This is a genomic window from Thermotoga sp. SG1 (assembly GCF_002865985.1).
Lineage (GTDB): Bacteria > Thermotogota > Thermotogae > Thermotogales > Thermotogaceae > Thermotoga.
In genome coordinates this window covers 28325-52152 of the sequence record NZ_LNDD01000005.1, presented here as the reverse complement: position 1 = coordinate 52152, position 23828 = coordinate 28325, and the positions used below count along the sequence as shown (strand labels likewise).

At 46.2% G+C, this 23828-nt stretch carries 27 protein-coding genes; 8 read left to right on the top strand and 19 right to left on the bottom strand.

Annotated features, from left to right (window positions below):
• A complete protein-coding gene (locus AS006_RS07800) occupies positions 1 to 744 on the top strand; it encodes an Mrp/NBP35 family ATP-binding protein (RefSeq protein ID WP_101513804.1) in 744 nt (247 codons plus the stop codon).
• Here AS006_RS07800 and AS006_RS07795 read toward each other — a convergent pair.
• The 3 genes from AS006_RS07795 to AS006_RS07785 are packed head-to-tail and all read right to left on the bottom strand — an operon-like array spanning position 710 to position 6089.
• Positions 710 to 4333 (bottom strand): GGDEF domain-containing protein, encoded by a 3624-nt coding sequence (locus AS006_RS07795; RefSeq protein WP_199167522.1) that lies wholly within the window; start codon positions 4331 to 4333, stop codon positions 710 to 712. The genes AS006_RS07800 and AS006_RS07795 overlap by 35 nt on opposite strands.
• The gene (locus AS006_RS07790) at positions 4290 to 5291 is read right to left on the bottom strand and encodes a bifunctional oligoribonuclease/PAP phosphatase NrnA (protein WP_101513803.1); all 1002 of its coding nucleotides are present in this window, start codon (positions 5289 to 5291) and stop codon (positions 4290 to 4292) included. The genes AS006_RS07795 and AS006_RS07790 overlap by 44 nt, the downstream gene beginning before the upstream one ends.
• Positions 5292 to 6089 (bottom strand): purine nucleoside phosphorylase I, inosine and guanosine-specific, encoded by a 798-nt coding sequence (locus AS006_RS07785; protein ID WP_101513802.1) that lies wholly within the window; start codon positions 6087 to 6089, stop codon positions 5292 to 5294.
• Between the two features lie 54 nt (positions 6090 to 6143).
• Between AS006_RS07785 and AS006_RS07780 the strand changes: the two genes are divergently transcribed.
• From AS006_RS07780 to AS006_RS07750, 7 genes are read left to right on the top strand one after another with little or no spacing between them, the layout of a single operon-like run.
• Positions 6144 to 7205 carry a lysine racemase gene (locus AS006_RS07780; RefSeq protein ID WP_101513801.1) on the top strand — a complete coding sequence of 354 codons (1062 nt, stop codon included), beginning with the start codon at positions 6144 to 6146 and terminating at the stop codon, positions 7203 to 7205.
• A 32-nt stretch (positions 7206 to 7237) separates the two neighbouring features.
• Positions 7238 to 7807 carry an RNA polymerase sigma factor gene (locus AS006_RS07775; RefSeq protein WP_101513800.1) on the top strand — a complete coding sequence of 190 codons (570 nt, stop codon included), beginning with the start codon at positions 7238 to 7240 and terminating at the stop codon, positions 7805 to 7807.
• Entirely contained in the window at positions 7788 to 8156 is a 369-nt protein-coding gene (locus AS006_RS07770; RefSeq protein ID WP_101513799.1) for a hypothetical protein, read from the top strand. The genes AS006_RS07775 and AS006_RS07770 overlap by 20 nt, the downstream gene beginning before the upstream one ends.
• A 4-nt stretch (positions 8157 to 8160) precedes the next feature.
• Positions 8161 to 8928, top strand: a complete 768-nt coding sequence (locus tag AS006_RS07765; protein WP_233185696.1) for a hypothetical protein — start codon at positions 8161 to 8163, stop codon at positions 8926 to 8928.
• Complete coding sequence (locus tag AS006_RS07760) at positions 8925 to 10580, top strand: radical SAM protein (RefSeq protein WP_101513797.1); 1656 nt, start codon at positions 8925 to 8927, stop codon at positions 10578 to 10580. Before AS006_RS07765 ends, AS006_RS07760 begins: the two co-directional genes overlap by 4 nt.
• Positions 10581 to 10600: 20 nt before the next feature.
• A complete protein-coding gene (locus AS006_RS07755) occupies positions 10601 to 11122 on the top strand; it encodes a transcription repressor NadR (RefSeq protein WP_101513796.1) in 522 nt (173 codons plus the stop codon).
• Positions 11123 to 11126: 4 nt separating this feature from the next.
• Positions 11127 to 12398: an MFS transporter gene (locus AS006_RS07750; protein ID WP_101513795.1), complete on the top strand. Its 1272-nt coding sequence runs from the start codon at positions 11127 to 11129 to the stop codon at positions 12396 to 12398.
• Here AS006_RS07750 and pyrH read toward each other — a convergent pair.
• The 16 genes from pyrH to AS006_RS07670 all read right to left on the bottom strand — a co-directional run bounded on the left by pyrH (position 12395) and on the right by AS006_RS07670 (position 23822).
• Entirely contained in the window at positions 12395 to 13090 is a 696-nt protein-coding gene (gene pyrH / locus AS006_RS07745; RefSeq protein WP_101513794.1) for a UMP kinase, read from the bottom strand. The two genes, AS006_RS07750 and pyrH, sit on opposite strands and share 4 nt — an antisense overlap.
• A gap of 34 nt (positions 13091 to 13124) precedes the next feature.
• A complete protein-coding gene (gene tsf / locus AS006_RS07740) occupies positions 13125 to 13718 on the bottom strand; it encodes a translation elongation factor Ts (RefSeq protein ID WP_101513793.1) in 594 nt (197 codons plus the stop codon).
• Between the two features lies 1 nt (position 13719).
• Positions 13720 to 15084, bottom strand: coding sequence for a ribonuclease E/G (locus tag AS006_RS07735; RefSeq protein WP_101513792.1), 1365 nt, complete (start codon positions 15082 to 15084; stop codon positions 13720 to 13722).
• Positions 15085 to 15153: 69 nt separating this feature from the next.
• Positions 15154 to 15690: a ribosome hibernation-promoting factor, HPF/YfiA family gene (hpf, locus tag AS006_RS07730; RefSeq protein ID WP_101513791.1), complete on the bottom strand. Its 537-nt coding sequence runs from the start codon at positions 15688 to 15690 to the stop codon at positions 15154 to 15156.
• Between the two features lie 12 nt (positions 15691 to 15702).
• The gene (locus AS006_RS07725; protein WP_255408730.1) at positions 15703 to 16524 is read right to left on the bottom strand and encodes a DegV family protein; all 822 of its coding nucleotides are present in this window, start codon (positions 16522 to 16524) and stop codon (positions 15703 to 15705) included.
• The gene (locus tag AS006_RS07720; RefSeq protein ID WP_101513789.1) at positions 16524 to 16847 is read right to left on the bottom strand and encodes a F0F1 ATP synthase subunit epsilon; all 324 of its coding nucleotides are present in this window, start codon (positions 16845 to 16847) and stop codon (positions 16524 to 16526) included. Before AS006_RS07720 ends, AS006_RS07725 begins: the two co-directional genes overlap by 1 nt.
• A 4-nt stretch (positions 16848 to 16851) precedes the next feature.
• Entirely contained in the window at positions 16852 to 18258 is a 1407-nt protein-coding gene (gene atpD, locus AS006_RS07715) for a F0F1 ATP synthase subunit beta (RefSeq protein ID WP_101513788.1), read from the bottom strand.
• An 11-nt stretch (positions 18259 to 18269) separates the two neighbouring features.
• Complete coding sequence (gene atpG, locus AS006_RS07710) at positions 18270 to 19106, bottom strand: ATP synthase F1 subunit gamma (protein WP_233185695.1); 837 nt, start codon at positions 19104 to 19106, stop codon at positions 18270 to 18272.
• Between the two features lie 6 nt (positions 19107 to 19112).
• Positions 19113 to 20624, bottom strand: a complete 1512-nt coding sequence (gene atpA / locus AS006_RS07705) for a F0F1 ATP synthase subunit alpha (RefSeq protein ID WP_041844199.1) — start codon at positions 20622 to 20624, stop codon at positions 19113 to 19115.
• On the bottom strand, positions 20621 to 21172 hold the full coding sequence (locus AS006_RS07700) for a F0F1 ATP synthase subunit delta (RefSeq protein ID WP_101513786.1): 552 nt from the start codon (positions 21170 to 21172) through the stop codon (positions 20621 to 20623). Before AS006_RS07700 ends, atpA begins: the two co-directional genes overlap by 4 nt.
• Positions 21169 to 21663: a F0F1 ATP synthase subunit B gene (gene atpF, locus AS006_RS07695; protein ID WP_101513785.1), complete on the bottom strand. Its 495-nt coding sequence runs from the start codon at positions 21661 to 21663 to the stop codon at positions 21169 to 21171. The genes AS006_RS07700 and atpF overlap by 4 nt, the downstream gene beginning before the upstream one ends.
• A gap of 12 nt (positions 21664 to 21675) precedes the next feature.
• Positions 21676 to 21933, bottom strand: a complete 258-nt coding sequence (locus AS006_RS07690) for a F0F1 ATP synthase subunit C (protein WP_004082074.1) — start codon at positions 21931 to 21933, stop codon at positions 21676 to 21678.
• A 12-nt stretch (positions 21934 to 21945) separates the two neighbouring features.
• Entirely contained in the window at positions 21946 to 22788 is an 843-nt protein-coding gene (atpB, locus tag AS006_RS07685; RefSeq protein WP_199167518.1) for a F0F1 ATP synthase subunit A, read from the bottom strand.
• Positions 22785 to 23135: an ATP synthase subunit I gene (locus AS006_RS07680; protein ID WP_101513783.1), complete on the bottom strand. Its 351-nt coding sequence runs from the start codon at positions 23133 to 23135 to the stop codon at positions 22785 to 22787. Before AS006_RS07680 ends, atpB begins: the two co-directional genes overlap by 4 nt.
• On the bottom strand, positions 23071 to 23358 hold the full coding sequence (locus AS006_RS07675) for an AtpZ/AtpI family protein (RefSeq protein WP_101513782.1): 288 nt from the start codon (positions 23356 to 23358) through the stop codon (positions 23071 to 23073). Before AS006_RS07675 ends, AS006_RS07680 begins: the two co-directional genes overlap by 65 nt.
• Positions 23358 to 23822 (bottom strand): chemotaxis protein CheX, encoded by a 465-nt coding sequence (locus AS006_RS07670; RefSeq protein ID WP_101513781.1) that lies wholly within the window; start codon positions 23820 to 23822, stop codon positions 23358 to 23360. The genes AS006_RS07675 and AS006_RS07670 overlap by 1 nt, the downstream gene beginning before the upstream one ends.
• Between the last annotated feature and the right edge of the window lie 6 nt (positions 23823 to 23828).

Here is a 23828-nt window from a genome sequence, read left to right as displayed (position 1 = left end):
TTGGAGAAAACGAAGAAACTGGCGATCATGAGTGGAAAAGGAGGGGTCGGAAAAACAACCGTTGCAGTCAACCTCGCCGTCGCTCTGGCATCGGAAGGGTATCAGGTGGGTCTTCTGGATCTCGACCTTCACGGCCCCAACGTTCAGAGAATGCTCGGTGTGTCCCTTCCCCCTTCTGAAGGAGAAAAGATCGTTCCGGCAAAATACGGAGAGTCTCTTAAAGTGTTTTCTCTTGCCATGATCCTTCAGGAAGGCGCCCCCGTGATCTGGAGAGGTCCGTTGAAACATCGGGCGATAGAACAACTCACAAAAGATGTGGACTGGGGAGAAATTGACTATCTGATCTGTGATCTTCCGCCAGGAACGGGAGATGAAGCACTTTCCACCTTCCAGATAATAAAGCCCGATGCCGTAATAATAGTTTCTACACCTCAAAAAGTGGCAGGAGACGACGTGAGAAGGGCCATGAATTTTGTGAAAAGATTGAACGGAAAGATCCTCGGAGTTGTGGAAAATATGTCTTACCTTGTCTGTCCAAAGTGCGGAGAAAGGATATTCCTCTTTGGAAAGGGTGAAACAGAGAAGATAGCAGAGGAATTCAACGTTCCACTTCTTGCAAGAATTCCCATGGATCCAGAGGTGGCTGTACTTTCGGATGATGGAAAACCCGCTGTGGTTTACAAGAGAGGAACTGTGATAGAAGAAGAATTCAGAAAGATCGTTGAGAGAGTTCTTGCTCTGTGACCACCATGTCTTTCCCAAGGGATTTTGCCATGTAGAGGGCCTCGTCGGCCCTCTTTATGGTTTCAAATGTGGATTCACCTGGAATGTACTCTGAAACTCCAAAACTCATGGTGATATGGTGGGTGTTTTCAGGATCGGTTTTTATAGAGTTTCTCAGTTTTTCAGCCACCAGTCTGGCTTCTTTCAAGGAGGTTCCGGGAAGAGCAACCACGAATTCTTCTCCCCCGTACCTTCCCACAAGATCGCTTTTTCTCAAACTTGAAAGCAACTTCTTTCCAATCCATCTGAGGACACTGTCCCCGCTCATGTGACCGAACTGGTCGTTGATTTTCTTGAAATCATCAATATCACACATTATCAGAGAAAGAGGTATTCTGTACCTGGTTGATTTGTACGCCTCTTCTTCGAGTCTTTCCATGAAATACCACCTGGAAAGAACTCCCGTGAGCGAGTCCTTTATGCTTCTGTCCCTGTACAGACGCTCTCTGAGCACCGCTGTGAGGGTATGGCCGAACCATTCGAGCGCTTCCACGAAATCCCAGGCCGATTTTTCGTCGCACTCCAGGTTGGTGCTTATGTAGATCAACATGTCGTGTCTCATGTCCAGATTGAAGGACATGCGTGTTTTAAAAGGAGACGTCTCGAGGAAATCCTCTCCATCGGAAACACCCGAAAAAGAGGTACTGAATTCTTCTATCGCCTTCCCAGTTCGTCTTTCCACTATCTTCAGAGAGAAAACATCATACGGTAATATCTCCGAAAGTTTCGCAGCAACGAGTTCCATCACTTCAGAGAAATCCTTGTTTGGTTCGATGAAACTCACGAAAAGGTAATGGGGTATTCTGCTCTCAAAGGAAAAGGTCTCCAGGTTTGTTTCCAGTTTCGACGATACCTCTTTCAACCCTATTGTGTTGTAGACCAGAATAGCCTTCTTCAGAAATCTTTTTGCCTTGAAGTTCTGACCCAGGACGGTGTAGAATCTGTAAAAGCTTTCATAAACCAGTGCCAGTGTGAGGTTGGAGGTGTTTTCCACATTCTCCTTTTCAAGTTCCAGAGCGAATTCTTCGAAACCTTCTGGATCTAACTTTGCAAGTTTTTCAGAAAAGACATAGGCGATCTCCTCGTTGAAAAACTTCCTTGGTTGGTCAATCACTTCTTTCCATGTCTTTAGAAATTCTGCGTCGTTTTCTGCGAGTACCATCTTTCTCAACAACCCAAAACCGAACCTTTCGAATTCCGGTTCTTCTTTCTTCAAAAGAGATCTTGCACCTTCGAAATCCCCAGCGAAGAGACGGTTTATCACAAGGCCTCGAAGTGCCCGCCTTTCGATGTGGCTTCTTTCTTCCAGATCGAGTTCAATCCTGAAAATTTTCTCCGCGTTCTGATAGTCTTTTCTATGAAGATAGTAAAGCCCCTCCAGAAAGTAAGTGTAGGAGAGAATGGTCGCACTTCCAAAGAGTTGAGACTGTTTTCTGAGGCGGTGAAGCTGCGTGAGAAAGTCGGAGATTTTTCCCTCGTAGAGAAGTCTCCACGTCAGATTGCTTTCATCGACGATGGCAAGGGACGGATCTATCTTTTTTGAGATCTCAAGGGAACGGTTGAAATAATAATTACTCATTGCCCTGGTCCTCGACAGGGTGCCAAGGGCTCTGTAACCGGCTATCTCCACATCCAGGAATCTTTCCTGAGTAGCGATGTACATGGCTTCTTTTAAAAGATCATGCTCTTCGCTTGCAGAAAATTTTTCGTAAAGCAAAACAGCCCTCAGATAGCGCTGCTCTTTTGTTGAGAAGTTCTTCTTTTCGAGTTCCTCTTCGATGAGTTCCAACAGTTTCTGGGGCACTCTTTTGCCAGCCCTTCTGTAAGAGCGTGAAGCAATAGCAAGACCGTAGAGATCACGGTAGGAAAGATGTCCGCTTTTTTCGAACACCCTTTCCGGATTGCCAACAAGTTCTTTGAATCTCACAAACCATGAAAATCTGAAGTTCTCCTTTTCTATCATGGAGTGATCTATTCTGAAAAGAAGCTTTGTCTTGAGACTTTCAATAGTGTAGAGAGTTCTTCCAAGAGATTTTTCCAGATTTTCCAGATACTCGATCATCGACCTCGTTTTTTCGTACTCCCAGAAGTGGTTCCTCACGTACCTCAAAATCTGAACGGCCCGGGCTTTCACGTCTTCTATGGACATAACATGTTTTAGAGCAAGATCTTCCGGAAGCTCCTTAAAGAGCCGTTCGTGAAGAAAACTTTTTCTCCTATTGGGCACTTTCCTGTAGTAGTAATCCCAGAACTCTTTCAACGTGAACCTGTAGTATCCATCTTCCACCATCATGATACCAGTGTTCATCGCTTTCTCTACGATTCTGGGAAGATCTTCTCCAGTGATCTTTTGAAGTGCACGAAGTTCATCTCCTGTGAATTTCTGACCCAAAACGCTCAGATCTCTGATCCCAGGTGAGTCTAGTTTTTGAAGAAGAGGTTCAAAAACATTTGAAGCATCGTCTCCAGGATCTGCTCCGTTCAGGACCTTGAGGATTTCCACCATGTATCCGGGAAGGCCTCTGCTGAGATGGTAGATCAATTTCACAGTGCTATCTTGAATCTTTCCGAGGGATCTTTCCAGAAAAACTTGTGTTTCTTCCAGGGTGAACGGAGAAAGCCTGTAAATCCTGTGGAAAAAGTCGTAGGTCTTTGTAGATGTCCCAATGACCACGATTTCTGTGCTGGTGGAGATCGTCGATAACTTCTCTATGAGAGGAATGAGATCCGACCCATCTGAAAGATCATCGATCAGAATCACTTTCTTCTCACCGTCGTCCAGTCTGGTCAGAAGATCTAGTTCATCAGAAGCATCGTACCACATTTTCAGGTCCGAAAGAGAAAAAACCTGGTGCACGAGAAACCCTTTTTCTCTGAGATCGTCCGCCAGAACAGATGCCATCTTCGTCTTTCCAACTCTCTGTTCGCCGGTTATCAAGATGAACAAGGGAAAACGGGTGGTCTGATCTATACCTTCTTTTATTTCTCCTTCGATTTCCCTGTGTACGTATGGAAACCTGATCTCTGTGGTCAATGTAACTGGCAGATCATCTTCGATCTCAATCGGGTCTATTCCATGTTTTTTCAAGAACTGATGGCATACCTTTCGGGTTGCTTGAGGAGTTTTTTCGACGGAAAACACCACTTCTTTTGTCTTATCCGAAAGGTCACTGATGAACGAGGGAACGAATACCACACCGCTTCCCAGCAAAAAATCGTCCAGTCCCAAAACTGGAACGATCACTCCCGCTTTTGAAAGAAACGTGAAGAGCCTCAAAATCTGCCCCGAAACCTCTTCGCTCAAGGCTTCAAGCGGCTTGAGAGATTGATAGTAAGGATAGAAGAGCAGATATTTTTCTCCTGAGATTTTGATCTTTTCAGGTATGAGGACGTTTGGAACTTTCAGTCTTTTCAGTTTTGAGTACTCGTTGAAGAAAAAGTACCTGTCCAGAGGAATGTTCACTATCTTGAGAACCTTGTCTTCGCCGTCTTCTTCTACGAGAAACTCATCCCCCCAGTATGCTTCTCTGAGAAGTCTTTTCACCCTCACGGCTTACACCTTCTTTGAATCTTCCAAGGAGATGATCTATAACCCTCGAAATCACATCTTCCAATTTTTCTCCTTCGAAAGTCACACCCGCTGCCCTGGGATGTCCCCCTCCTCCAAGTTCGAAGGCCACCTCGTTCACGTTGAACCAGTCTTTTGACCTCATGCTAACGTGTATCTTCCCCTTCGGGAATTCCATGAACAAAACGGCGACTTCCACATCCCTTATGGAGCGAAGTTCACCAACGAATCCGGCACTGTCCTCATCAGTGCAGTTGTGTCTCAAGTACGTATCGTAGTCGATGTAAGAGTAAGCGATCCTGCCATTTTCCAGAAGCTGTAGTCTTTCCAGGACCTCTGCGAAGAGTTTGAACTGTTCGAACCTCTTGTTTTCCAGAATTTCCTTTGCAACAAAGTGCGCATCCGCCCCTATTTTCACCAGTTCGTAAGCATCTTCAAAGACCCTGGCGTCCGTGTTGGAATGCCTGAAAAATCCTGTGTCCGTTGCTATTCCAAGATAGTTCAGAGTGGCGAGGACAGGATCGTACTCGACACCGATCTTTTTGTTCAATCTGAAGACCATCTGTGCTGTGGCAGCGAACGAAGGATCCACCCAGTTCCACTTTCCAAAGAGAACGTTCGTCGAATGATGATCTATCACCGCGGAGGGAACCTCTTTCAGAAGATCCTGAAATTTTCCTATTCTGTCTGGAGATGAAGCATCCACTACAACCACAAGTTCAGGTTCAAAGTCAACATTCTGCTCAATTTTTTCGATGTGTGGAAAGTTTTCGAACACGTAGGGAACCCTGTAATCTATAGCGGCTCTTACTTCTTTGCCTATCTTCTCCAGTCCCAGTGTCAGGCTCAAAACGGAACTCACACAGTCACCATCTGGCATAATGTGCCCCACAACGAGTATTCTGTTGTATTGCGATATGGCATCTACTATTTCCTTCACTCAAAACACCTCCACTGCCGTTCTCAGCACCTTTTCTATTCTGCCCTGTGCCATTTTCGTTGTTCTTATCACTTCCTCGTGGGAAAGCCTTCCGTGGCTGACACCCGAGGCCATGTTGGTCACACAGGAAAACACGATCGTCTTCAAACCACAGTGCTTAGCTGCTATCAGCTCCGGAACTGTGGACATTCCCACAAGATCGGCCCCAAGTTTTTCGAAAGCCCTTATTTCAGCTGGTGTTTCGTAACTCGGTCCCAACACTCCTATGTAAACCCCCTCTTTCAATTCTACTCTCTCTTTCACTCTTTTGGCCCACTCTGGATCCACCACTGATGACATGTCGGGAAATCTGGGACCAAGCCTTTCATCGTTCGGGCCTCTCAGAGGATTTCTGAACATGAAGTTTATAACATCCCGCACCAGGATCACTTCTCCGGGTTTGAACTCCTGATTTATCGCGCCAGCAGCGTTCGTGACGATCACACCCTTTACTCCAAGAAACTTCGCAACGTAGATGGGAAAAGCAACTGTCTGGGGAACGTGTCCCTCGTAGAGATGAAACCTTCCTGCCATCACCATCACGGGACGATCTTTCACAATCCCGAAGACCAGTTTTCCGCTGTGGCCCTCCACCGTTGGTTGTGGAAAGTGTGGAATGTCTTTATAATCTATAGTAGTACGGTTATCCATGACTTCTACAAAAGAGCTGAAGCCAGATCCAAGAACGATGAGGATCTCAGGTAAAACACTCGTTCTTTCTCTTAAGAATTCACTTGCTTTTTTGATCTCTGTGATCATATTTCTTACCACCTCCATATCAGTACTATTCTACTACAAAAAGAGGTGTTCAGCGTGTATCCAAGAGTTCTGATAAACCTGAAGGAGATCGAAGAGAACGCCAGAAAAGTTGTCCAGATGGCAGGAAAAAGAGGTATAGAGATAGTGGGAGTCACCAAGGTGACGCTGGGAGATCCGAAATTCGCCGAGGCCTTGAAAAGAGCAGGAATAAAAATTTTGGGAGAATCAAGACTGAAGAACGTTCTGAGGATGAAAAAAGAGGGGATAGAAGGACCTTTTATGTTGTTGAGGCTTCCCATGATGAGCGAGCTGATTGAAGATGTGAAGCATTTCGATTACATAATGGTTTCCGATCCAAGAGTTGCCCAGATGGTGGAAGAACTCTCAAAGGAAGCAGGAAGGAACGTGAAGATCATCTACATGATAGACGTGGGCGATTTGAGGGAGGGTGTGTGGTACGAAAAAGCAGTGGAAGAGATCTCCCAATGCAACCCTTCTAGTATATCGGGAATAGGTACGAACTTTGGTTGCTATGGGGGAATCATTCCCACGAAAGAGAAGTTCGAGATGCTTCTCAGCATAAAAGAAAAACTGGAAAAAGAACACGGCTTCAACATAGAAATAGTGTCTGGTGGAAACACTCCCACGTTGCTTGCACTGGAAAGCGGGGAGATTCCAGAAGGTGTTAATCAACTGAGAATAGGAGAAGCGATCGCTCTCGGAAGGGATATAACGAACAACCGTGTGATAGACTGGCTGTCTCAAGATACGTTCATCGTGGAAGCGGAAGTGATCGAAGTGAAGGAAAAACCCTCGATCCCTGTTGGAAAGAGGGGCCTGGATGTTTTTGGCAGAAAGGTGGAATTCGTCGATAGGGGTATAAGAAGAAGGGCAATCTGTGCTCTCGGTGAGCAGGATATAGACAGCAGAGGACTCATACCAGTGGACAAGGAGGTGGAGGTACTTCACGCCTCCAGCGACCACATAGTTTTAGATGTGACAGAATACGGTGATGTGAAAGTGGGGGATGTGTTCAGGTTCAGAATGACGTACTCGTGCCTTCTGAAGGCGATGACTTCTCCTTTCGTAGAAAAGCGGTATGAACCGTCGATTTGAGGGGTGAGTCTTAATACGAGGAGGAAACTGCTTTGAACGAGAAAAAACTCGTGGAAGCCTTGAAGAAGAAAGAAAACTGGGCTTACGAGGTTTTGTATAGAGAGTTTGCACCCAAAATAGGAAGCATAGCAAAAAGTTATCTGAACACGGACGATGTGGACGATGTGGTGCAGGATGTTTTCGTGAGGATTTTCAAAGGTATAAAAAAGTTCAGGGGAGACTCGAAACTTTCCACGTGGATCTACAGGATAGCGGTGAACGTTTGCAAGGACTACCTTCAGAAGTACAAAAGAAGAAACGAGTTCTTGACGGATTTTCAGGAAAGCGACAACGAAGACGAAATCTACATCCAGCCACAGGCCAAAGAAAATGTGCTAGAAGAGGTACTGCGTTCCATAACAGTCGAAAAGGTACAGGAAGCCCTGGAGAAACTTTCACCGGAGGATCGATTGCTCATAAAACTTCGAGACATAGATGGATTGAGCTACGAAGAGATAGCGTCCGTTCTTCAAAAGCCTGTTGGTACTGTCAAAAGCAGGCTTCACTACGCCAGAAAAAGACTGGGGGAACTCCTGAAAGAGGGTGAAAGGGTTGAAAGATGACAGATTGAACAGGATTCTCGATGGAGAAGAACCCTTCGAAAACCTGCCAAGGGAATTACTCGAAGATTACCGGATTTACAAAGAAGCGATGTCGATATACAGAATGCGCTGTGAGTACATCCCCAGCAGCAGATTGATGGAGAAAATTCTGAAGACAAGAAAGCGCAAAAAGCTCATCCTTTCTTTCGTTCTCACGGGAGCGATCACTTCGTTTCTTTTGATTTCTCTTGTTCTCGATATTCTACCGATCTCTCCCTCCAGAACGGAAGTGGTTCAAAATCAGAAACCGGTGGTCAACGAGGTCATAAATTACATAAAAACGGTGGAAATGGTGAACGATGGATGGTGAGAACGTGAAAAAACAGGTGTTCATGTTTTTTTTCCTAATAGCGGCCACCATCTTCGCACTACCTGATATCGTGGAAAGGTGGTTGTACTCGAACTACTACGCCAAAAGAGTCATGATCGAGATAGGTCTCAAGACACGCTTCAGATACGAAGAAGTCTACAAGTGGGGAGCCGACAAAATGGTCCTCGTTCACGAACCGATCAGGGTGAACTGGGTTAGGCTGGGCCAGAGTTGTTACATGGGTTCCGATACAACTCTGAGAAGATCACCAATGCTGATCCTGGATCTTGAAGATCTTGCCTTCAAGGAGATTTTGCAGGGAAGAAATCTTACACTCAGAGAAACAGACGATGGATACGAGATCACACTGCAGGATACCGGAAGCTACAGGATCCTTTTAACAAAAGAGGGATTTCCAAAAGAGATAGAGAGAAACTACATGAACACGAAGAGCCGATTGATCTATGAAGAAGTCAAGTCTCTTTCTCTTTCCAAAGAGGATGTTCTGAAAAATTACTCCCTTGTGGACACAGAAATAGAGTTTCCGAAAGAACTCGTGAACGTTTTGAACAACTTCAAGTTCATCATCATCAGAGAAGGTGCCTCTGGACTTGAGATAGAAGGTATCTACAAGAACGGGCAGAAGGTGGAGATATTTATCGGAAGTAACCTTCCAGACGGTGCAATGAAGATCAACGTGAACGGTCTGGAGATAGCTATAGTTGCTGACAAGGAAACACTTGAAGAGATAAAGGTGATTTTGAAAAAATGAAAGCGCTGATTCTCGATGGATACGTTGATGAGCCTGCCGTTTTCGGTGTCCCACCTTACATAAGCCCTTACGTAAGATACCTCGCGGGTGCTCTCGTTCTGGCGGGGCTGGAAGTTGACTACATCACCGTAGACAGGATGAGAAAAGAGCAGCTGTGGGAAATTGTCAACGAATACGATTATCTCTTCGTGGTGGCGGGTATCACCGTTCCGGGACGGTACAAGGGAGGAACACCCCTGACCCTTGGAGAGCTCCAGAGGATACTGAACCTTGCCAGAAAGCCCTTGAAGATCGTGGGAGGTCCCATCGTCAGGGGCTATTCTCTCAGAGGAGGAACCGTTGCCAAGCTTCCGGAAATTTCAGCAGATTATCTGGTGACGGGTGACTTAGAGGCCTTTGTGCTTTCTTATTTCAGGGGAGAACCCGATCCAACGGCCAAAAGCGACTACGAAACAATCGACATGGTAGCACCCCACGGTGCGGTCATTCTCAGAAAACACCCCAACTTTCCACACATTATCTGCGAAATAGAACTTTCAAAGGGATGTGAAAGGGAGACCTTCTGTACTTTCTGTACGGAACCCATACTCCATGGAAGACTGATTTCAAGAAAGGTCAGTTCTATACTGAAAGAGATAGAGTCTCTCTACAAGGCAGGATGCAGGGCGTTTCGCTTTGGCAGAACGGCGAACATCCTGGCCTACGGATCCGATATGAATGCTGGAAAACCCTCTCCAGAGATAATTGAAGAGCTGTACTCCGGCACAAGAATGGTTGCCCCTTCACTCGAGGTTCTTCACACCGACAACGCCAACCCTGTTTATCTTGTCAAACACGAAAAAGAGTGTAGAAAGATTGTGGAAACCATCGTCAGGTACAATACACCCGGGGACGTGTTCTCCTTCGGTGTGGAATCTTTCGATGAAACTGTTCTGAAAAGAAACAACATACAAGGTTCTCCTGAAGAATTCCTGAGAGCCGTTTTCATAGTGAACGAAATAGGTGGCAAGCGTGTGGAAGGAATCCCAAAACTTCTTCCCGGTATAAACCTGATTTTCGGTCTTTCCGGTGAGACCGAACAAACCCTCGAGAAAGACTACCTTTATTTGAAAAAAATTCTGGACGATGGATACCTCTTAAGAAGGATCAACATCAGAAAACTCCTTGTGTATCCAGGAACACCTGTTTACGAATATTTCAAAACCAGAAAGCCCAAGATCAAAAGCCACCTCCATGAAAAATGGAAAAGAAAGATCCGTGAGGAGATCGACCACGAGATGTTAAAACGGGTCTTTCCCGTGGGAACCATTCTGAGGAAAGTGATACCAGAGTATGTGGAAGGGAAATTCACCTTTGGAAGGCAACTTGGAAGTTACCCCATTCTCGTGGGAATTCCCGGTGTTCATTCCGATGTGATGGACGTCGTGATTGTGTCGCACGGAGAACGTTCCGTCACTGCCATCCCCTATCCTCCTTCCCTGAACAGTATGTCACTCGAGGAACTCACCGCGATACCCGGAATTGGCCAGGCACTGGCGAGAAAGATCATCCTGAATCGCCCGTTCAGAAACTGGAGTGAACTGGAAAAGATAATTCCCCCCGAAACGATGAGAGTGCTGAAAAAGATTGACATTTCTTTACAGCAGGTGTAAAATATTTATGGGTGACGAACATGAGAGAGTTCAAGAAGGAACGTCTGAGGTCTATTCTGAAGATTCTCGAAAGGTCAAAAGAACCTGTCAGTGGCTCTAAACTGGCAGAAGAGCTTGGTGTGAGCAGACAGATAATAGTCCAGGATATCGCCTATCTGAGAAGCCAGGGATACGGCATAATCGCAACTCCCAGAGGTTATTTTCTCAGTGAAGGAAAAGCGAAGGTCTCAAAGCTTGTCGCTGTAAAGCATGAGCCGGAAGATATAAAGGAAGAACTGCTCTGTATCGTAAGAAACGGCGGAAGAGTTTTGGACGTGATCGTGGAACATCCGGTCTACGGTGAGATCAGGGGAATCATTGATGTCTCCACAGAAGAGGATGTTCTAAAATTTGTCAGCCTCATGGAGATGACCAAGACGGAACCACTTTTGAAACTGTCGGGAGGAGTTCATCTTCACACCATAGAGGCTCCTGACGAAGAAACTATGAGAAAAATACTGAAAGAACTGAATGAGAAAGGCTTTCTGATAGAGGAGGTATGAGACCGTGAAAAGAATAGACGAAATCGTCGAAAAGTACGTTGACAGGAAAACTCAGAGAAAATTTCTGATACTTACCTCTATCGCCTGGATGTTCGATGCGGCAGGTGTCATGCTCCTCTCGTTCGTTCTTCCCTACGTGATCGAGGAATGGAAACTCACTTCTACTCAGGGGGCTACGATAGCAAGTGCTACTTTTCTGGGAATGCTCCTTGGTGCTCTTTCCGTTGGTTTTGTGGCAGACCTTCTTGGAAGGAAGACCTCGAACCTTTTCTTTTTCGTTGTCACAATCACCTTCACGTTCCTGTCAGGATTTTCGAAGTCGCTCAGTGCACTTGTGGTTTTAAGGGCGTTGTCTGGTTTTGGATACGGTGGGTTGATGCCGTCTTTCAACGCGTACCTTTCCGAGTTCACCAGTACTGGGCTCAGAGGAAGGTACCTTGTTCTTCTGGAATCCAGCTGGGCAGTTGGAAGCATTCTGATCGGGCTTTTCGCGGTTTTCGTTCTTCCAAACTGGAGATGGATCTTCTGGATCTTCGGTTTTGGATACGTCTTCGTTCCGGTATTTTCCAAAATGCCAGAAACCCCAAAATACGCCCTCTTGAAAGGTGGAAAGAGCGCTCTGGAAAGGGTTCTTGGAAGAAAAGTGGAAGAGGAGATAGTTCCTCCGAAGAAAGAAAAGGTACCCATAGTTTCACTTTTGAAGAAAGAACATCTGAAAGACACAGTTTTGATCTGGTCTGTGTGGTTTGTGGTTAGCTTCGTGTACTACGCACTGTTCACGTGGGCTCCACGGATCTTCTCTTCTCAGGGCATAAGCGTGCTCAAGTCTTCATGGTTCACCTTTTACATGATGGTGGCTCAGCTTCCCGGATATCTTTCAGCGGCTTACTTCATAGAGAAATGGGGAAGAAAGATTTCTCTGGGAGTTTACTTCATAGGAACGGGAGCTGCCGCTCTGCTCTGGGCCAACGTACGTGGAGACGTTTCGCTTCTTGCTTTTGCCATGGTTCTTTCATTCTTCTGTCTGGGAGTATGGGGACTGGTCTATGCCTACACTCCCGAACTCTACCCCACGCCACTCAGGGGCACCGGGAATGGAGCAGCCGGTGTATGGGCAAGGATAGCCGGAATGATAGCACCGTACTACACAGGTTTCATGATGGAAAAAGGAAAGAGCATCGCAGAAACCCTTTCATGGATCTCTGCGATGGCCGTGGCAGCAGGAATCGCTGTTTTGATCTTCGGAAGAGAGACAAAAGGAAGGTATATCGATTAATCGGGCAAAACGATGCTTCCTACGTTTTCTCCCTTCAGGGCCTTCAAAAGTGAACCTGGCTCGAAGAAATTTATAACCCTGACGGTTATGCCCAACTTTTTGCAAAGTGCAAAGGCCTCGGCATCCATGACCTCGATTCCCATTTTCATCGCTTCGGAAAAGGTCAAGCGTTCGATCCTTTTGGCATCTGAGAATCGTTTGGGATCTCTGTCGTAGATTCCATCCACCTTTGTTGCCTTGACGATGATCTGGGCCTTCATCTCTTTCGCACGCAAAACGGCGGCGGTATCTGTTGTGAAGAACGGATTGCTCGTTCCACCCGCGAATATCAAAACGAAACCGTTTTCAATGGCCGATTCAATCGAATCGTAACTCACGCTCTCCACGTCGGGAAGGTTCACTATCTGAGAGAATATCTTTGTCTTCAAACCTTCCCTTTCGAAGTGGTCTTTCAGATACACCGCGTTCATGACAGTTCCAAGAAGGCCAATCTGGTCTGCCCTCTCTCTGGAAAGACTTTTCAATTCAATTCCCCTGAACAGGTTTCCCGCTCCCACCACTATTCCCACTCTGTAACCTTCTTCGACCACCTTCTTTATTTCCGAGATGAGATACGAGACCCTTTCTGGATCAAAACCTTTTTTTCCTTCACCGGATAGTGCCTCTCCGCTCAGTTTTACCAGCACCCTCATGACTCTACCTCCAAAAAAAGGGTGAGCTTTCTGCTCACCCTTCTTCTCCGACTTCGTATCTTGTGAACCTAGAAACTCTTATGTTTTCTCCCGTTTTTGCTATGAGTTCGTTGATGAGGTCCTTCACCTTCTTCGAGTCATCGAATATGTAGGTCTGTTCGTAGAGACACGCCTGTTCGAAGAATTTTTCCAGTTTTCCCTCTACGATTTTCTCGATCACATGTTCTGGTTTGTCCTTTATCTGAGCTCTGTAGATTTCCTTCTCTTTCTCTATGACTTCTTCTGGAACGTCTTCTCTTCTGACGTATCTCGGCTTCATGGCAGCAACCTGTTTTGCCAGGTTGTAAGCCAGTTCTTTGAATTCATCTGTTCTTGCCACAAAATCCGTTTCACAGTTCATCTCGAGCAAAACTCCTATTCTTCCGTTGAAATGGACGTAGGCAACTATTATACCTTCTTTCGTGACCCTTCCTGCCTTTTTCTCTGCGGTCGCTGCTCCCTTTTTCCTCAGAATTTCCACTGCCTTTTCTATGTCTCCTTCGGACTCTTCAAGTGCTTTCTTGCAGTCGAGCACTCCCGCACCCGTCATCTCTCTGAGTTTTTTGATGAGATCCATGGATACTTCCATTTCACTTTCCTCCTTTCTTGGTCTTTGCACTGAGTTCATAAGAATTTGGGTCGTTCCAAGTGTAATCCAGAGAAATTTTCACCTTGAATTCTTTCTCCAGCCTTTTCACATCCTCTTTCTTAAAATATCCAGACATGTTCGGATGGAGCCTTAGAGTAACTTCACCGAACTCTCTCAGTTTTTTCAGGTCCTCTTTTATCCTCTTTAGAAGGACCTTCTGCGAGATGACTCTTCCGGTACCACCACAAACAGGACATCTAGTGAAAAGAAAAGTATCTAGTGGTCTGGTTGTTCTTTTTCTTGTCATTTCCAGAAGACCCAGGTTCGTGAAACCGAAAACTTCTATTTTTGTTCCATCCTTCTTTGCAAGTTCTTTGAAGCGTTCCAGGATCTTTTCGTAGTTTTTTGGATTCCGCTGTTTTATGAAATCCACCACGACGATACCACCGATGTTTCTGAGGATCAACTGTCTGATGATCTCCTCGATGGCCTCTAAGTTGGTTTTCAAAGCAAGTTCTTCTTGATTTTCAGCCTCCGTGTAACTTTCTGAATTTACGTCTATCACCGTGAGGGCCTCTGTTCTGTCTATCACTATGTTTCCGCCACTCCTCAGTGGCACCGTTCGAGAGAGAAGTTGTTTCAACCTGTCGTAAATGAAGTACTTTTCAAACAGATCGCCTTCTGTATACACGAGTTCTGGTTTTTTCGGAAGCGTTTGAACGTACTTCTCCAGAGTGCTCAGGATCGATTTTTCGTTGTAGATCAACCTGTCGATCTTTGAATTCACTTTCTCTTTCACTATCTGTTCGATGGGGTCCTCTTCATAAAGGAGTTTTGGTTTTCTCGATCTTCTGAACTTTTGAAGGACCTCGTTCCATTTGTTCAGGGCTTCCTGAAAGTTTTTGACGATTTCTTCCTCTTCAACTCCTTCAGCGGCTGTTCTTATGATCACTCCAATGCCGTATCTCCTTCTCAAGTCGATGGCAAGACTTCTTAACCTCCGTCTTTCCAGTCTGTTTTCGATCTTTCTGGAGACTCCCACCGCTTTCTTGAAGGGAAAGATTACCACGAATCTGTCAGCAATTCCGATCTGTGCTGTCACCTGTGGCCCCTTTTTTCCAGAGGCGTCCTTTTTCACCTGTACAAGTACCTTTGCTCCCTCTGTTACTTCCTGCCCTTTCAGAACGATCTCTCTGTAGGACCCGTTTATCTCGTTGAGCTTCAAGAAAGCGTTTCTGCCCTTTCCGATCTTCACAAAGGCCGCCTCAAGGCCAGGTGCGATCCTTTCTACCTTTCCAAGATAGATCTTTCCCGTGATCGTCTCTATTTCATCGAGGAAGATTTCTTCCAGATCACCTTCGTTCAGAATTGCGTAAGATAAACTGTCTGGTTGTATGTTCAGAAGGAACTCTCTTATATCTTCGACACCTCCGGTTTACTCTGCCATTTCGAGAAGGTGAATTCCACCATCCTCGTCTCTGTAGAGCATGTTTATCTCTCCGGTGTTGACGTTCCTGAAAACAAGGAACTTGTGATTCAATTCTTCCATCTGCATGACCGCCTCATCGAGATCCATGTTGAGCAGAGAGACTCTCTTCACAGAAGAGATCTTATCAGAAGGAGAAAATTCCCCGGGTTCTTCCAGAGGTCTTTCCACCGGGACCGACCTTCTGTGATCGTGGTTCTTTATCTTTTCTTTCAGCCTCTTCACCTGTTTTTCCAGAGCGTCGGATGCGAAATCTATCGCCGTGTAGATGTCCGGATGCCTTTCTTCCACGTTTATGATGTTCCCCTTCAGGTTCATGTTGAACTTCACAACGTACTGGTTCTTTCCGTCTTTCTCTATCCTGACGTTGAACGAAACCAGTTCGTCATCGTAGATCACTCTGTCGACTTTATCGAGACGCTTTTCGAGATAGTTCTTTATGGCGTCCGATATCTCTACGCCCTTTCCCGTTATTCTGTAATCCATGTGAACACCTCCTCATTCGAGTGTCAGAATCCCTGCTCCAAACATCTTGGGTCCCGAGTGAACGGCAAGGGTAGGGGGTAATCTGACGATGTCCACTCTTTTCACTTTCTCATCCTGAAGTCTTGCCTTCAGTTCAAGAACGATCTCCTTCATCTCTTCGCCAGCGTAAGCCAATCCAAGCATTATGGGTTCTTCTGCCTTCAGATCTTCCACGATTTTTTCGACGACGTTTTTCAAACCTCGCTTTTTTGCAGCGACCTTCAGTTCTCCGTTTTCAAGACTCATGATAGGGAATATCTTCGCCAGATTTCCCAGTATGCCGACCGTTGCTCTGACCCTTCCACTCTTTATGAGGTAGTTGAACTCAAGAACAGAGAATCTTATTTTTATCCTCCTGTTCACGTTTTCAACGACTGCTTCCAGATCTTCCTCTCCTCTTTCGACTGCTCTCATCAGTTCCAGCAGCACGTATCCCGCTCCGATCGAAACCTGCCTGGTATCTATCACCTTGAATTCTACATCTGGAAATTCTTTCTTCAAGCGTTCTACAACGCCGTTCATGACACTGTAGAAAGCACTCAACTTCGAGGACAGATGAACACAGAAGATTCTGGTGTAGCCTTCAGAAATTATATCACGCAAAACCTTCTCCATTTCAACTGGAGAAGGAACGGCCGTTCTGAAGTCTTTTGCTTTTCCAAAAAAACTGTAAAACGTCTCCGAATCAAGATCTACTCCATCGGTGAACTCTCTATCGTCGATGTAAACCTTTATTCCAATAGTCTTCAGCGGAAACGGGAGCTTCCAATCTCCAACGGTTACGGCACTGTCGATTACGAAGACTGGAAGAATTTTCTCACCCTTTCTACCCTTTCCCTGGCTTCCATGAACCTGTCCGGAGAGATGTCCTCTTCCCTTCCCGCTTCCTCAGTTATTATGGTCACCTCTTTTCCATCACACACGAGAAAACCACCTGCAACTTTGAGACGAAACTCATCTTCACCAGATCTGATTTTTACATCACACACAGAAAGCTGCGTGATGATGGGGGCCCTCCTCGGGAGGATACCCATCGCACCTTCGACAGTACGAAAAGAAACGAAATCGCTTTCTCTGTCGAACACCGTTCCGTAGGGTGTTACGATCTTCACTTTCACGGTTTCAACTCCTCATTTCTTTGGCGCGCTCTTTGACTTCGTCGATGGTTCCAGCCATGAGAAACGCCTGCTCTGGCACATCATCGAGCTTTCCATCTAGGATCTCTTTGAAGCCTCTGATCGTTTCCTCGAGAGGAACGTATTTACCAGGCCTTCCTGTGAACCTTTCGGCAACATGGAAAGGCTGACTAAGGAACCTCTGAATTCTCCTTGCGCGGTGAACAACGAGTTTGTCCTCCGGAGACAACTCCTCTACACCGAGAATGGCTATGATATCCTGCAGGTCCTTGTATCTCTGGAGTACTTCCTGAACACCTCTTGCCACTTCGTAGTGTTCTCTTCCAACGACAGCGGGATCGAGTATCTTCGAAGAAGAATCTAGTGGGTCAACGGCAGGGTAAAGCCCAAGTTCTGCTATTCTTCTTGACAGAACGACGGTTGCATCCAGGTGAGCGAAGGTGGTTGCGGGGGCGGGGTCGGTAATGTCGTCTGCGGGTACGTAAATGGCCTGAACAGAAGTGATGGATCCTCTTCTGGTCGAGGTGATCCTCTCCTGAAGTTCTCCCATATCGGTTGCAAGAGTGGGCTGATAACCGACTGCAGACGGCATTCTACCAAGAAGGGCAGAAACCTCACTTCCTGCCTGAACGAACCTGAATATGTTGTCTATGAAGAGAAGAACGTCCCTTCCTTCAACGTCCCTGAAGTACTCTGCTATTGTAAGCGCTGTCAAGGCGACTCTGAATCTTGCCCCCGGTGGTTCGTTCATCTGTCCGAAGACGAGGACGGTGTTACCAAGAACACCGCTTTCCTGCATTTCAAGCCAGAGTTCGTTCCCTTCCCTTGTCCTCTCACCGACACCCGCGAACACAGAAAACCCTTTGTGCTCTATAGCGATGTTTCTGATCAATTCCATAACGAGCACTGTTTTACCAACACCGGCACCACCGAAGAAACCTATCTTTCCACCTTTCGGGAACGGTGCAAGCAGATCGATAACTTTTATTCCCGTCTCGAGGATTTCGATCTCGGTGGACTGTTCCACAAGTTCAGGGGCCGGCCTGTGGATCGGCCACCTTTCTTTCGACTTTATCTCGCCGGCTTCGTCCACAGGTTCCCCTATAACGTTCAGTATTCTTCCGAGTACTTCTTTTCCCACAGGAGCGGTAATTGGTTCACCCGTATCAACCACTTCCAGACCCTTCGTGAGCCCATCGGTGGAGTCCATTGCCACCGTTCTCACGACACCGTCTCCTATGAGTTGTTCTACTTCAAGAACAACTTTCTGTCCCGTCTGAGGGTTCACAACCTCAAGGGCGTTGAATATGTCTGGAAGTTCTTCTTCGGGGAACTTCACATCCACAACGGGTCCCATCACTCCCACTATGTATCCTTTTGAACCCTTTGCCATACCGTATCACCTCATTTTTCGATTTCCTTCAGTGCTTCGGCACCCGTCACTATCTCTATGAGTTCCTGGGTGATCGAAGCCTGACGTGCTTTGTTGTAAGCCAGTGTCAACTCTCTGATCACTTCCTGGGCGTTGTCGGTTGCGTTCTTCATGGCATTCTGTCTGGCGTAGAACTCCCCTATCTTCGTCTGGAACATGAGTTCCATCAAAGTGGTAGACAGATAGTAGTGGAGTACGACAGGGACGAGTTGCTCAGGAAGAGGTTCGTATTCAAAATCTTCTCTTTTCTTCTCTTTCCTTTTGAGAGGGATGAGATCGTACACCTCTGGTCTTTGAATGAGTATGTTCTTGAATCGACTGAACACCACTTTGACATTCACAGGTCTGCCGTCCATGAATTCGTAGATATCCTCCACGATCGTTGAACCGTTCCTGAAATCCGGTATTTCATAGAATCTATCGTACATCTTCAAAATGTTCCCTGTTCTGAAATGGTTTATTGCCTTGAGACCTATGAGTATAAGATGGGGATTTTTCGACTCAGAGATCACTTTCTCTGCTTCTCTTATAATTTCGCTGTTAAAGGAACCACAGAGCCCCATATCACTCGTTATCACCACGATCAGATCTCTGTCTCCTTCTTCGAAGAAGACGGGATCAAGACTCTCATCCGGTATCAGTGACCACAGACGTTTTACCTCTTCGTAAAAGGGCTTGAATTTCTGATACTCTGCTTCCATCTTTCTCGATTTCGCACGTGCCACCATTTCCATGGCACGTGTGATCTTCATGAGAGACTGCGTGGCGTTTATTTTCCGTTTTATCTGTAACATTCGACCCCTGCTCATGTCCCATCACACCCTGAACACGGCTTTGAACTCTTCGATGGCCTTCTTGAGTTTTTCTTCTGTCTCGGGGGTAAGCTCTTTCTTCTCTCTGATATCGTCCAATATATCCTGGTGTTTCTCGTGCATGAACCTGAGGAACTCTTTTTCGAACCTTCTGACCGCCTCCACAGGCAGATCGTCCAGATAGCCCCTGACTCCTGCGAATATCACAACAACCTGCTCTTCAACGGGCATTGGACTGTATTGTTCCTGTTTCAGAAGTTCCATGAGCCTTTGACCCCTTACGATCTGAGCTCTTGTGGCCGGATCTAGCTCCGTTGCAAACTGGGCGAAGGTTTCCAGTTCTCTGTACTGGGCAAGTTCTATTCTCAACATTCCGGCCACCTGCTTCATAGCCTTTATCTGTGCGGCTCCTCCCACCCTGGACACGGACAGACCAACGTTTATAGCAGGCCTTTGTCCTGCGTAGAACAGGCCGGGTTCCAGGTAGATCTGTCCATCTGTGATGGATATCACGTTCGTTGGTATGTAAGCGGATATGTCGTTTGCTTGGGTCTCAACAATGGGGAGTGCCGTCAGAGAACCACCACCGAGTTTGTCGTTCAATCGAACCGCTCTTTCAAGGAGTCTAGAGTGCAGGTAGAATATGTCACCGGGGTATGCCTCTCTTCCAGGAGGCCTCCTCATGAGAAGCGAGAGTTGCCTGTAGGCAACGGCGTGTTTCGAAAGGTCATCGTACACCACGAGTGCGTCTCTTCCGGAGTAAGCAAAGTATTCTCCCATGGCACATCCCGCATAAGGTGCTATGTACTGGAGTGTGGCGGGATCGGATGCAGAAGCCACCACCACCGTGGTGTACTCCATGGCTCCGTACTGCCTGAGTTTGTCTATAATCCTTGCTATTGCAGATTTTTTCTGACCGATTGCCACGTATATACAGTAAACACCCTGTCCCTTCTGGTTGATGATCGTGTCGATAGCGATGGCGGTCTTTCCTGTCTGTCTGTCGCCTATGATCAATTCTCTCTGGCCTCTACCAATAGGAATCATGGAGTCTATGGCCTTTATACCCGTCTGAAGTGGTGTGTCAACGGGTTTTCTGTAGATAACACCAGGGGCTTTTATCTCTATTGGTCTGAAATTTTTGGCGTTTATGGGGCCTTTACCGTCGAGAGGTTCACCGAGAGGATTCACCACTCTTCCGAGGAGTTCTTCACCGACGGGCACTTCTATGATCCTTTTGAGCCTTCTGACGGTGTGTCCTTCTTTTATATCCTTGTATTCGCCGAGCACGATGATACCAACGTTGTCTTCTTCCAGGTTGAAGGCCACACCTTTGACGCCCGTCTCCACAAACTCCACAAGTTCGCTCACCATCACCTTGTTCAAACCGTACACACGGGCTATACCGTCCCCCACTTGGATGACCTTTCCAGTATCCTCAAGGTCTATCTTCTCTTCGAAACTCTTTATCTTTTCTTCCAGTACTTTGGTGATTTCACCGGGATTTATCCTCAACTCATCTCACCCCTTTTGAGGGTTTCCTGGGAGAGCCTCTTCAACCTGCCCTGAACGGTCGTATCCAGTCTGAATCCTTCGAATTCCACGACGGCTCCCGCTATCAGAGATTCATCTACAATCGTTTTGAACACAGGATCTCTGAGGGCGTATTTTCGTATGAATTTCCTGAGAAGAATTAGCTCTTCTTCTATCGGAACGTGTGCTATTTTCAGATCTGCAGGCACCTTCTGTTCTGAAAGTATCTTTTCGTACTCGAACAGCTCACGAATGTTCCTGAGCAGTTTCTGTCTTTTTCTTTCGAAAAGAAGTATCAAAAACCTTTCTTGAAACTCATCCATCTCTTCTCCGAACTCTTCCAGGACGCTCTTTATCAACGCTACTTTCTTTTCCGGTTTCACAACCGGATTGTCGAACAGATCCCTGTTCGACTCGTAAACGTTGCAAACAAAATCCAGAAATCTCAGGTATTCATCTTCTTTTTCATTTTCGATGGCGACGTTCAGAAAAGCCCTGGCATATCTTCCGGCTACCGCAGAAAGTTTCATGATTTTTCTATCTCCTCTTTGAGAATTTTGATGAGGTATTCCTTCTTTGCCCTTTCATCCTGGAAGACCCTCTGAAGCAACTTGGTGGCCAGAACCACGGAAAGCTCCGCGGCACGTTCCTGGATCTGCTCCAGGGCTTTTTTGTACTCAACCTCTATCTGGGCTTTTGCAGAGTCTATGATGCTCTGTGCCTCTTTTTTTGCCTTTTCCCTTGCATCTTCAACGATTGTTTCTGCTTCTTTTCTTGCACTCTCAACTATTTCATCGGCTCTCTGGCGAGCCTCCAGCAGTTGTTTTTCCGCTTCTTCTTTCATCTTTTCTGCCTCTTTCTTTAGTTCTTCAGCATTTTTTAGATCACTTTCGACTTTTTTTCTTCTCTTCTCAGCCATTTCGATGAATGGTGTGTAGAGAAACTTGTTCAGAAAGTAGACCATCAATACAAAGAGCATCAACATTGCCGCCGAAGTCCAGTTTATCTCTAGAAAACCCAAAGTTATCCCTCCTCACACCACGAGGAGGATCATGAAGGCTATGAGAAGTGAGTATATACCAGTTGTCTCCGCCACAGCGTCAGCAAGGAGCATTCTTGTGGTGATGGTACCGACCATCTCGGGCTGTCTTGCCATGGCATCCATGGCGTGTGCACCTATGTTACCTTCTCCTATACCCGGTCCTATGGCACCTATTCCCATGCAGAGCCCTGCTCCAAGATATTTCCCAAGAAGTGCCAGTCCCTGTGCGAGATCACCCAGGTTTTCCATATTCATCCCTCCTCACGAAAGTTGTGAACTGATGTATGCAACAGCGAGCATACTGAACACGAAAGCCTGCACCAGTCCCACGAATATCCCAAAGAATCCCCAGAAGACTATGGGTGCAAAGAAGTACTTCGTCATGTAAGAGAGAATGTAAACGAGTATGGCACCACCACCTATGTTACCAAACAACCTCAAAGAATGAGAAATGGGTTTTGCCAGTTCACCGATGAGGTTTATCGGGAACATCACAGGATTCGGATAGAACCAGGTTTTCAGCCACTCTTTGAATCCCTTGGATTTTATTGCAAACACGTGACTGATGATCAAAACAAGGACGGCGTAGGTGAGGTTCGTGTTCAGATCTCCCGTGGGAGCGGGCCAGATGTCAGAAAAGAGGGTGATTTTCTGGATGGATCCATCTTCGGCAGCGACAACGTTTATTCCAGGTACCGCCCCGCCGATCACGTTGGAGAAGGCTATGAAAAGAAACAGTGTGGTCGCGATCACAAAGGTGGGTTTTACAAACCTCTTGTCCGGTATCGACTCATCGACGATCTCATAGAAGGTTTCAAGGATAGACTCCATGAGTGCCTGTTTTCTGTTCGGTACCAGTTCAAACCTTCTCAATCTGTACGCAATGAGGATGAGAAGAACGGCTATACCGGCTCCCACCATTATCGTCATCGGGTTGAACCTGAAACCGTTTATATCCACTATCCACCTTTTCCCAAGACCTCCGAAGATCTCTTCCATCGGAGTCTTTTTCAACTGCTGAATGTTCAAAATAGCAACCACTACGTAAGCCGCAATGAAGATCGAGAGGAATATTTTCTCTTTTTTGCTGAACGTGATCTTCAATCCAGCCACCTCCAGGCAATGAAAGAAACGATTTTCAGGTTCATCAGTCCAACAAAGACACCGATGAGTGTTTCAAGCGATACCAACCCACCTATCAGAAAAAGAGCAGCGTTGAACGTGTACCGGCCCAGATACCCTAAAACCCAGCCTTTCGTTGTCTTTCTGGCTACCATTCTCTCTATATCTTTCTTCAGAGAGAAGAGATTTGCAATCGCTCCAACACTTCCAAGAATCGGTCCCCATCCCTTTTCAAATCCGAAGATCAAACTGAAGATGATCGCTTCAACCAGTCCCAGAATTGCTATCGCTGCTGTCATCTTTTTTGTTAACCTTTTCACTTTTATCATACCTCTCGGATTCTTTCAAAAGTATTTTGAAACCGTTATACAAACCAGAAAAAATCCCTAAAATTGTAAAAACAAAGAGTAAAATTCCATTCTTAAACGTCCATTTGTCCAGATAGTACCCAAGCAGAGCCCCTACCACTATGTTCGATATCAGTGTTGTCGTAAACATGACAACCATGTTGTATTTCCCGAAGTCCCTAAAAAGATTCTTTGAAATATTCATCACCCTCCGCTCTTCACAGACAGATGAAGATCGAAGTCCTCGTTTGAGAAAACAGAGAGCGGCAGTTTCAAAACAGTTCCAAAACTTTTTATCTTGAGTTCTTTCCCGCTCACCACCGTGGGAGGTGTGATATCAACGTGTTTCCCAAGAGTTTCAAGTTTCATCGCGAGTTTTCCGGCCGTCATGTTTCCAAGTTCTCCTATGGCGCTCATGGCAAGTTCATCAAGCTGCCCGTACTCCATGCCCATCATCGCAGAAACAACTTTTAGAGCCGTTTCTGAAGAAAAGGAATAAATCAGGCTTCCTTCTATACTACCCGTTACACCGATAACGGTAACCATCGAGTGGGGAATCTCTATGTGTGGCACAACAGAAGGCTTCCCAAGCTTTGGATCCACCCTCAAAACACTCTTTATGGTCTCGTACACAGATCCGATGAGGGCGTTCACTATTTTCGCATCCATACCAAT

Excerpts from the sequence above, each read along its gene's own strand:
- atpD (WP_101513788.1), bottom strand. The coding sequence starts at position 18,258 with ATGGCAAAGGGTTCAAAAGGATACATAGTGGGAGTGATGGGACCCGTT.
- AS006_RS07755 (WP_101513796.1), top strand. The coding sequence starts at position 10,601 with ATGAGAGAGTTCAAGAAGGAACGTCTGAGGTCTATTCTGAAGATTCTC.
- AS006_RS07670 (WP_101513781.1), bottom strand. The coding sequence starts at position 23,822 with ATGGATGCGAAAATAGTGAACGCCCTCATCGGATCTGTGTACGAGACC.
- AS006_RS07680 (WP_101513783.1), bottom strand. The coding sequence starts at position 23,135 with ATGATAAAAGTGAAAAGGTTAACAAAAAAGATGACAGCAGCGATAGCA.
- tsf (WP_101513793.1), bottom strand. The coding sequence starts at position 13,718 with ATGGAAGTATCCATGGATCTCATCAAAAAACTCAGAGAGATGACGGGT.
- hpf (WP_101513791.1), bottom strand. The coding sequence starts at position 15,690 with ATGGATTACAGAATAACGGGAAAGGGCGTAGAGATATCGGACGCCATA.
- AS006_RS07785 (WP_101513802.1), bottom strand. The coding sequence starts at position 6,089 with ATGATCACAGAGATCAAAAAAGCAAGTGAATTCTTAAGAGAAAGAACG.
- pyrH (WP_101513794.1), bottom strand. The coding sequence starts at position 13,090 with ATGAGGGTGCTGGTAAAACTGAGCGGAGAGGCACTATCCGGTGAAGGA.
- AS006_RS07760 (WP_101513797.1), top strand. The coding sequence starts at position 8,925 with ATGAAAGCGCTGATTCTCGATGGATACGTTGATGAGCCTGCCGTTTTC.
- AS006_RS07675 (WP_101513782.1), bottom strand. The coding sequence starts at position 23,358 with ATGAATATTTCAAAGAATCTTTTTAGGGACTTCGGGAAATACAACATG.
- AS006_RS07700 (WP_101513786.1), bottom strand. The coding sequence starts at position 21,172 with ATGAAACTTTCTGCGGTAGCCGGAAGATATGCCAGGGCTTTTCTGAAC.
- AS006_RS07690 (WP_004082074.1), bottom strand. The coding sequence starts at position 21,933 with ATGGAAAACCTGGGTGATCTCGCACAGGGACTGGCACTTCTTGGGAAA.
- atpG (WP_233185695.1), bottom strand. The coding sequence starts at position 19,106 with ATGAGCAGGGGTCGAATGTTACAGATAAAACGGAAAATAAACGCCACG.